A 6,720-nucleotide genomic window follows, 5' to 3' on the forward strand; every position below is an offset into this window, starting at 1 on the left:
CCTACGCGCCCACCCGGGCCGACCTCGCGGCGCTGCCGGGCTGAGGGAGGGGACTTCAGGACACCAGCCGCACGTCGTCGTGGTTCTCGGCCTCGAGCATCCTCACAAAGGCGTCGACGTACTGCGGGTCGAGTTGCCGCCCGGCCTGGGCCCGGAGTTCTTGCAGGGCCAGCGCCCGGGGCCACGCCGCCTTGTAGGGCCGCGTACTCGTCAGGGCGTCGTACACGTCCACCACGGCGAAGAGCCGGGCCGCGTCGGGGATGTCGTGCCCGCGCAGCCGGGCCGGGTAGCCGCTGCCGTCCCAGCGCTCGTGGTGGTGCCGCACGAGGTCGAGGGTCTCGGCAGGCAGGAAGTGCAGGTCCTGCAGCAGGTTGTACCCGATCACGCTGTGCGACTCGATAATGCGCCGCTCCTCGGGGTCGAGGGGACCGCGTTTGTGCAGCACCCGGTCGGGAATCGCCAGCTTGCCCAGGTCGTGCAGGTACGCGCCGCGCCGCAGGGCCGAGACCCGTTCCTCGTCCCAGCCCAGCGAGCGGGCAAGGCGCACGCTGGCACCCACCACGCGGGTGGTGTGGCCGCCCGTCTCGTCGTCGCGCCGCTCCAGGGCCGCGCCCAGCGAGCGCAGGGTGAGGTCGTTGGCGTCGCGGAGTTCGCAGATCGCCTCCCACTGCCCGAGCTGCGACCCGATCAGGCAGGCGCACGACTCCAGCATCCCGCGCTCGGCGGCGCTGAAGGGCGCTCCGGGGCGGCTGAACACCAGCAGGCCCAGGTCGTGCCCCCCACCTGTAACCGGCAGTGCCAGATGCTCGCCCCGCGCGTCCGGCGGCAGCAGCGCCAGCACCTCGTCCGCGAGCGCGTGGTCGGCCTGCACGCTGTGGCTGTCGCCCGCCGGGGAGATGGGCCGGTGCAGGTGCTCCGTGAACGCCCCCCGTGCCCCCAGCACCTGCGGGGTGCCGCGCACGTAGCCCACGTGGGCGAGGTGCGGCGTGAACTCCAGCCCGGCCACCAACGCCACCCCCGCTCGGACGATGTCCTCGGCCCGGTCCGCCTCCACCAGCCGACCGCTGCCCTCCTGAAAGGCCGCCGTGACCCGCCGCAGCCCGGCTGCCTCGGCCCTCAGGCGGCTGTCGCGCAGGCCCAGCGCTCCCAGGCCGCCCGCCAGCAGCAGGGCCCCCAGAAGTCCCGGCCACCCGAGTTCGCCCCCCCGCGCCGCCGACAGCAAAAAGGCCACCACGTACCCCACCAGCGGCGCCCAGCGCAGCGCCCCGCCCAGCGGCCAGGCCAGGGCGGCGAGGGCCACCGCTAGCCCGGCCAGCAGGCCAGTCTGACCCGCCAACGCTGCCCACAGCAGCCCGGCACCGCCAGGAATCAGCATCAGAGGGAGGAGCCGCCGCTGCACTGTCACAGCTCAAGTGTAAAGGCCAGCTCAAGATTTATTTGAACTGGATTCGATTTGTTAGAATTCCGTCAGAAAAATGACGGCGGTGGGGCGCTGGACACCCGGGGAGGTCGGCGGCACACCCCCCGACCTCCCCGGACGTTCCCTTCGGCGCTCAGGCGGGTTGCAGGTCCACCGGGCGGTTGTGGGCGTCCACGATGACCACGCGGGGTTCGAGGCGGCGGGCCTCTTCCTCGGTGAAGTTGCCGTACGCCGCGATAATCACGAGGTCGCCGGGGTGCATCAGGTGCGCGGCGGCCCCGTTGATGCCGATCACGCCGCTGCCGCGCGGGCCGCTCAGGGCGTAGGTGCTCAGGCGGTTGCCGTTGGTGACGTTGTAGATGTCTACCCGCTCGTTGGGCAGGATGTCGGCCGCATCGAGCAGGTTCTGGTCGATGGTCACGCTCCCGACATAGTCGAGGTCCGCCTGGGTGACGGTCGCGCGGTGAATCTTGGCCCTGAACATGATGCGTTCCACAGCCGGGCATTGTACGGGGTGGGGGCCCGGCGGGGCGTGAGGGGAGTCTTGATCTGCGGCCCCGCCTTCCCCACCCCGGCGGCACTTACTCCGGCGGCACTCACTCCGGCAGGGTGCCGTCCACGAACACCGTCTTCTGGTCGGTGTAATGCACCTGCCCGGCGGGAGCGCCGCGCGGTCGCCAGACATGCTTGATGCGCGTGTAGTCCACCGGCACGTTGCTGCTGCCCCGCGCCTTGGAGTGCGCCGCGGCCAGCCTCGCGGCATACAGGATGTCGGGCAGGTCGAGGTCGCGCCCGCCCGAGCGCACCAGGACGTGGCTGCCGGGGTACCCCTGCGCGTGGAACCAGTGGTCCAGGCTGCGGCCCAGCCGGTGCGTCAGCGCCGCGTTTTCCTTGTTGTTGCGCCCGACGAGCACCTCGAAGCCGCCGGGGGTGCTGAAGCGCATCCCGTAGGGACTTTTGCCGGGGCGCTCCTGCTGGAGGGTGGCCGAGAGCGCCTCCAGCTCCTCCAGCGTGGCCGTGTCGAGGTGCGTGAGGCGGGCGCTGGCCTCCCCCAGTTCCGAGCGCAGCCCCGGCTCGCGCTCGGCCAGCCGCTCGTAGACCTCCTCGCGGCGGCGGGCACGGGCGTAACGCTTCTCGGCGTTCTGCACCGCGCTGAGGCTGGGGTCGAGGGCGACCGGCACCTCCCCGCTGCCGTCGAAGGCGGGCAGGAGGGCAGAGGCGGCCCCCGGCCCGACGGTGTGCGCGTAGGCCATCAGCAGGTCGGCCTCGGTGCGGTCCTGCGCGGCGGCGTCCAGCCCGGCCTCGGCGCGGCCCACGTCCGCGAGCTGGTTGCCCAGCAGGGTCACCCGTTTGTCCAGCGGCTCGCGCAGGGCCTTGCGCAGCGCGGCGGCCTTTTCCAACCGGGCCGCCTCGCGGGCGCCGCCCTCCATCACGCCCTCGGAGACGCTGGGGTCGGCNTCCGCGAGCTGGTTGCCCAGCAGGGTCACCCGTTTGTCCAGCGGCTCGCGCAGGGCCTTGCGCAGCGCGGCGGCCTTTTCCAACCGGGCCGCCTCGCGGGCGCCGCCCTCCATCACGCCCTCGGAGACGCTGGGGTCGGCCACCAGCGACTCCACTGCCGCCAGCACCTGCGGCCAGCAGTCGCCGGGCGCCTCACCGGGGGCCACCCCCGCACGGCGCACGAGTTCGGCCGCCAGCAGGGGCCCCAGCCCGTCGAGCCGCTCCCGCCAGCGGAGGACCGGCAGGTCGGCGAGCGAGCGGGCCTCCTCTTCCGTCAGGGTGCGGGGATCGAGCTTGTCGTAGGGGGGCGGCGGGGTGTACTGGCCCCCGGAGCGCACCGTGCGGAAGCGGTTGCGGCTCCCGGTGATCTCGCGCGCGGCGATCAGGATGCGCCCCGAAAAGCCCTCGCCGGGCTCCAACACCAGCACGTTGGCGTTGCGCCCAGTCACCTCGAACAGCAGCCGGGTGGGAGGCTGGGGCACGAAGCCCTCCTCCCCCGCGAAGTGCAGCGCGAACACCCGGTCGAGCTTGAGCTGCTCGGCCCCCGTGAGGTCGCCGCGCACCCGCGCCGAGAGGTAGCGCTGAAAGCCGTTGTGCGGCTCACCGCGCAGCCGCTCGCGCGACACGAACACCACCGGCTGCGGCGGCCGGTAGCTCAGCACCAGGTTGCCCACCCCGTCGAGCAGCAGCGCGGCCGTCGTCTCGTCGGGAAAGGCCCAGCCCAGCGTGCGGGCAGGCAGGTGCGGGGCCAGGTCCCCCAGCACCCGCGCGAGCATCAGCCCTTCCATGCGCGGGCCTCGGGGAGGGAGTCAGGGAAGCGGTTCACGGCGGCATCGTAGCGGGTCGGGAGCCGCCGGGCCGCCGGGGAGGGCGCAAAGGAGAAGGGGCAGGCCCCCCGAAGGAAACCCGCCCCTGCCCCGCTGCCCAGTCCCGCCTAGAAGAAGCCTAGAACAACCAGTCCCGCTTAGAAGAAGTTGCCCAGGCGGAAGTAGAACTTGCCGTTGCCGTTCTGGGGGCTGTAGCCGTAGTCGAAGCGCAGCGAGGGCAACCGCGCCCCGCCGAAGCCCAGGTTCAGCTGCACGCCCGCCCCGATGCCGTACTTGGCCTCGAAGCCCTCGCCGTCGTTCCAGGCGTCTCCCGCGTCCGCGAAGAGCACGCCGTAGACCCCCTGGGTCAGCGAGTTGGTGAGGTTGAAGTCGTAGCGGTACTCGGCGCTGGCGGTCAGGTAGTTGGTGCCGAACAGCTGGTTGTTGTCCAGGCCGCGAATCTGCCGCGCGGCGACCGGGGTGCTGCCCCCGCCCACCGTGAAGCCCTCGCCGCTGGGCGCGTTGCCCTGCAGGGTCCCGGCGTTCACGCGCACCGCGACGGCCTGCTGGCGGGTCTGGATGCCCACGCCCTTGTCCAGAGTGCGGCCCAGGCCCAGGTAGGTGCTGGCCCCGGCCTCCACGGTGGTCCAGCCCACCGGGCGCTCGCCCTCGGCTCCGAAGGCATAGGTCGCCCGCGCGTCGGCCCGCACGCCGCTCGACGGGAACTCGGCGCTGTCACGCGAGTCGTAGACGGTGCTGGCCGTGACCGAGGTGGTGCGGCTGGTCTCGGGCAGAGCAGCGCCCGCCTGGGCGTCGGTGTAGGGCGTCTCGACGGCCGTCTCGTCGCCCTCCTTGAGCGGCTCCAGGAAGTAGGTGCGGTAGCTGTACCCGGCGCCCAGCGAGGCCCGCAGGTTCTGGGTGATGCTGCGCCCCAGGCTCACGCCGAAGCCGGTGCTGCGGGTGGTGTACTCGCGCCCGGTGTCCACGGTGGTCTCGCCGCTGCGGTCGGTGAGCGGCAGGTTGCCCGACACGTTGCTGTAGACATCGGTGCTCAGGCTGGTGCGGTTTTCCCGGAAGTCCAGGAAGTCGAGGTCCAGCCAGGGAATGGTGTAACCCACGCTGCCGAAGAGGTTCTGCCGCGCGTCGTTTTGCTGCGCTCCCGCCCGCACCGTCAGGTTCTGACCCAGCCCGAACAGGTTGGGGTTCTCGTAGGACACGTCCCCCGCGAAGCCGGTCAGGGTGTCGTACTGCAGTCCCAGCGCCACCGGGATGCCCTGGCCGCTCTCGGCGACCGTCAGGACGTAGGTGATGTTCTCGGGGTTCTGTGGATCGCTGCGGACATCGGTGCCCACGATCTGCACGTAGCCCAGGCGACTGACCCGCGCGAGGCCCGCCCGCAGCTCGTTGAGGTTGAAGAGGCCCCCGGTCGCGGGCAGTTCGCGCAGAATCACCCGGTCCTGGGTGCGCTTCTGGCCCTGCCACTGGAGTTCGTACCCGGCCAGGCGCACCTCGCGGATGTTGAAGGTCAGGACGCCCTCGTTGAACGTCACCGCGTCGCGGGTGCTGATTTCAAACCCGGCGCGGCGGTAGGCGTCGCGCAGCGCGAGAAAGTCCTGCTGGGCCAGCTGCGGCGAGTACACGTCGCCGGGCTTGGTCTTGATCGCGGCGGCCAGGGTCGCGGTGGGCACCTGGGTATTGCCGCTGAACGCGACCGAGCGCACCGGCCCGCTCGCCACGTCGGCGGCGCCAAAGAAGACGGCGACCTGCGCGGGATTCTGGGGATCGGCCTGCAGCGCGAAACCCACCGGGCGCCCGGTCGCGTTCGAGAGCGTCCGCACGTCGGCCTGCAGCCGCGCGAGCGAGAGGGGCTGACCCACCTGCGTCTGCAGGGTGGTTCCGGCCGGAGGCTGAACGCCGTCGAAGTTGACCGCCGAGGCACGGCCCTCGATGACCCGCACCCGCAGCACGCCGCCCTCCAGCGTGGTGCCCAGGACATTGACGCCGCTCTGGACGTACCCGGCCTCGTCGTAGGCCCGCCCCAGGGCCTCGACCGCCGCGTAAAAGACCTGCGGCGTGAAGCGCTTGGCGTCGTACAGGGGCTTAAAGATCTCGGTGACGCGGGCGGCGGGCAGCAGGGTCACGCCCTCGACCTCCACCCGGGTGATCGGCGTGGTCTCGTCGACCACGAAGGTCACGTCCACCGTGCCGTCGGTGTTCACCTTGGTCTGGGCGCTGATGCTGGGGGTAAAGGGGAAGCCTTCGGCGCGGTAGTTCTGCGCGAGCGCCTCTCTCGCCTGCTCGACGCGGGCATTGTTCAGGGTCGCGCCGGGCGCCACGTTCAGCAGCTCGGCGATGCTCTGCTTGAACCCCTCGGCGGGCAGGAAGGTCAGGCCAGTCGCCTCGATCTTGCCGATGGTGGCGTTGGGTGTGACGTTCACGACCAGCGTGTCGCGGCCATTCACGGTGCGCAACTCGGCGACGGCGGTGCGGAAGTACCCGGTGCCCAGCACGTCCTGCTCGACCTGGCGCAGGTTCACGCTGGAAAGCGCCGAGCCGGGCTGAACGCCCAGCGTGGCCTTGACGTAGTTGGCGAGCAGTTCGGTCGTGCCGTTGACGACCACGTCCTGCACGGTGGCGGCCTGCTGCGCGGCGGCGGGCGCGGCAAGGACGAGGGTCAGGGCGAGCGTGTGGGGGTGTCGCATGTGTCTCCTAGTGTGGCACAGCCTCACGGCACTGTTCACCCTGAACAGAGCGCATGCGGTGGGCGGCTGCCCTACCCTTTCCGCTGCGGCGCTGAGAAGGATGAAGGGGACTTGACGGGGCCTCCACCTCCGGGAACACGCCCAGGGGCTTGAGCCGGACGGCGCGAAGGGCCACAATGCCGGGCGTGACCCGACCCACCCAGGGGCCGACCATGAGGCGCTGCTCAAGGCGCCCCGGGGCCCGGCCATGACCGTCCCGGCGGTGCTGGCCGCCATCCGCGCGGCCGAGGCCGGG

At 71.7% G+C, this 6,720-nt stretch carries 4 protein-coding genes; all 4 read right to left on the minus strand.

Going from position 1 to position 6,720, the window contains the following annotated elements:
- Positions 1-55: 55 nt before the first annotated feature.
- The gene (locus QOL99_RS13940) at positions 56-1,405 is read right to left on the minus strand and encodes an HD-GYP domain-containing protein (protein ID WP_285524704.1); all 1,350 of its coding nucleotides are present in this window, start codon (positions 1,403-1,405) and stop codon (positions 56-58) included.
- A gap of 148 nt (positions 1,406-1,553) precedes the next feature.
- Positions 1,554-1,916, minus strand: coding sequence for an aspartate 1-decarboxylase (gene panD / locus QOL99_RS13945; RefSeq protein ID WP_285524705.1), 363 nt, complete (start codon positions 1,914-1,916; stop codon positions 1,554-1,556).
- A gap of 100 nt (positions 1,917-2,016) precedes the next feature.
- A complete protein-coding gene (locus QOL99_RS13950) occupies positions 2,017-3,705 on the minus strand; it encodes an Rqc2 family fibronectin-binding protein (RefSeq protein WP_285524706.1) in 1,689 nt (562 codons plus the stop codon).
- Between the two features lie 176 nt (positions 3,706-3,881).
- Positions 3,882-6,425 carry a BamA/OMP85 family outer membrane protein gene (locus tag QOL99_RS13955; protein ID WP_285524707.1) on the minus strand — a complete coding sequence of 848 codons (2,544 nt, stop codon included), beginning with the start codon at positions 6,423-6,425 and terminating at the stop codon, positions 3,882-3,884.
- Positions 6,426-6,720: the final 295 nt, after the last annotated feature.

The sequence above is a fragment of the Deinococcus rhizophilus genome (assembly GCF_030271215.1).
GTDB classification, from domain to species: domain Bacteria; phylum Deinococcota; class Deinococci; order Deinococcales; family Deinococcaceae; genus Deinococcus; species Deinococcus rhizophilus.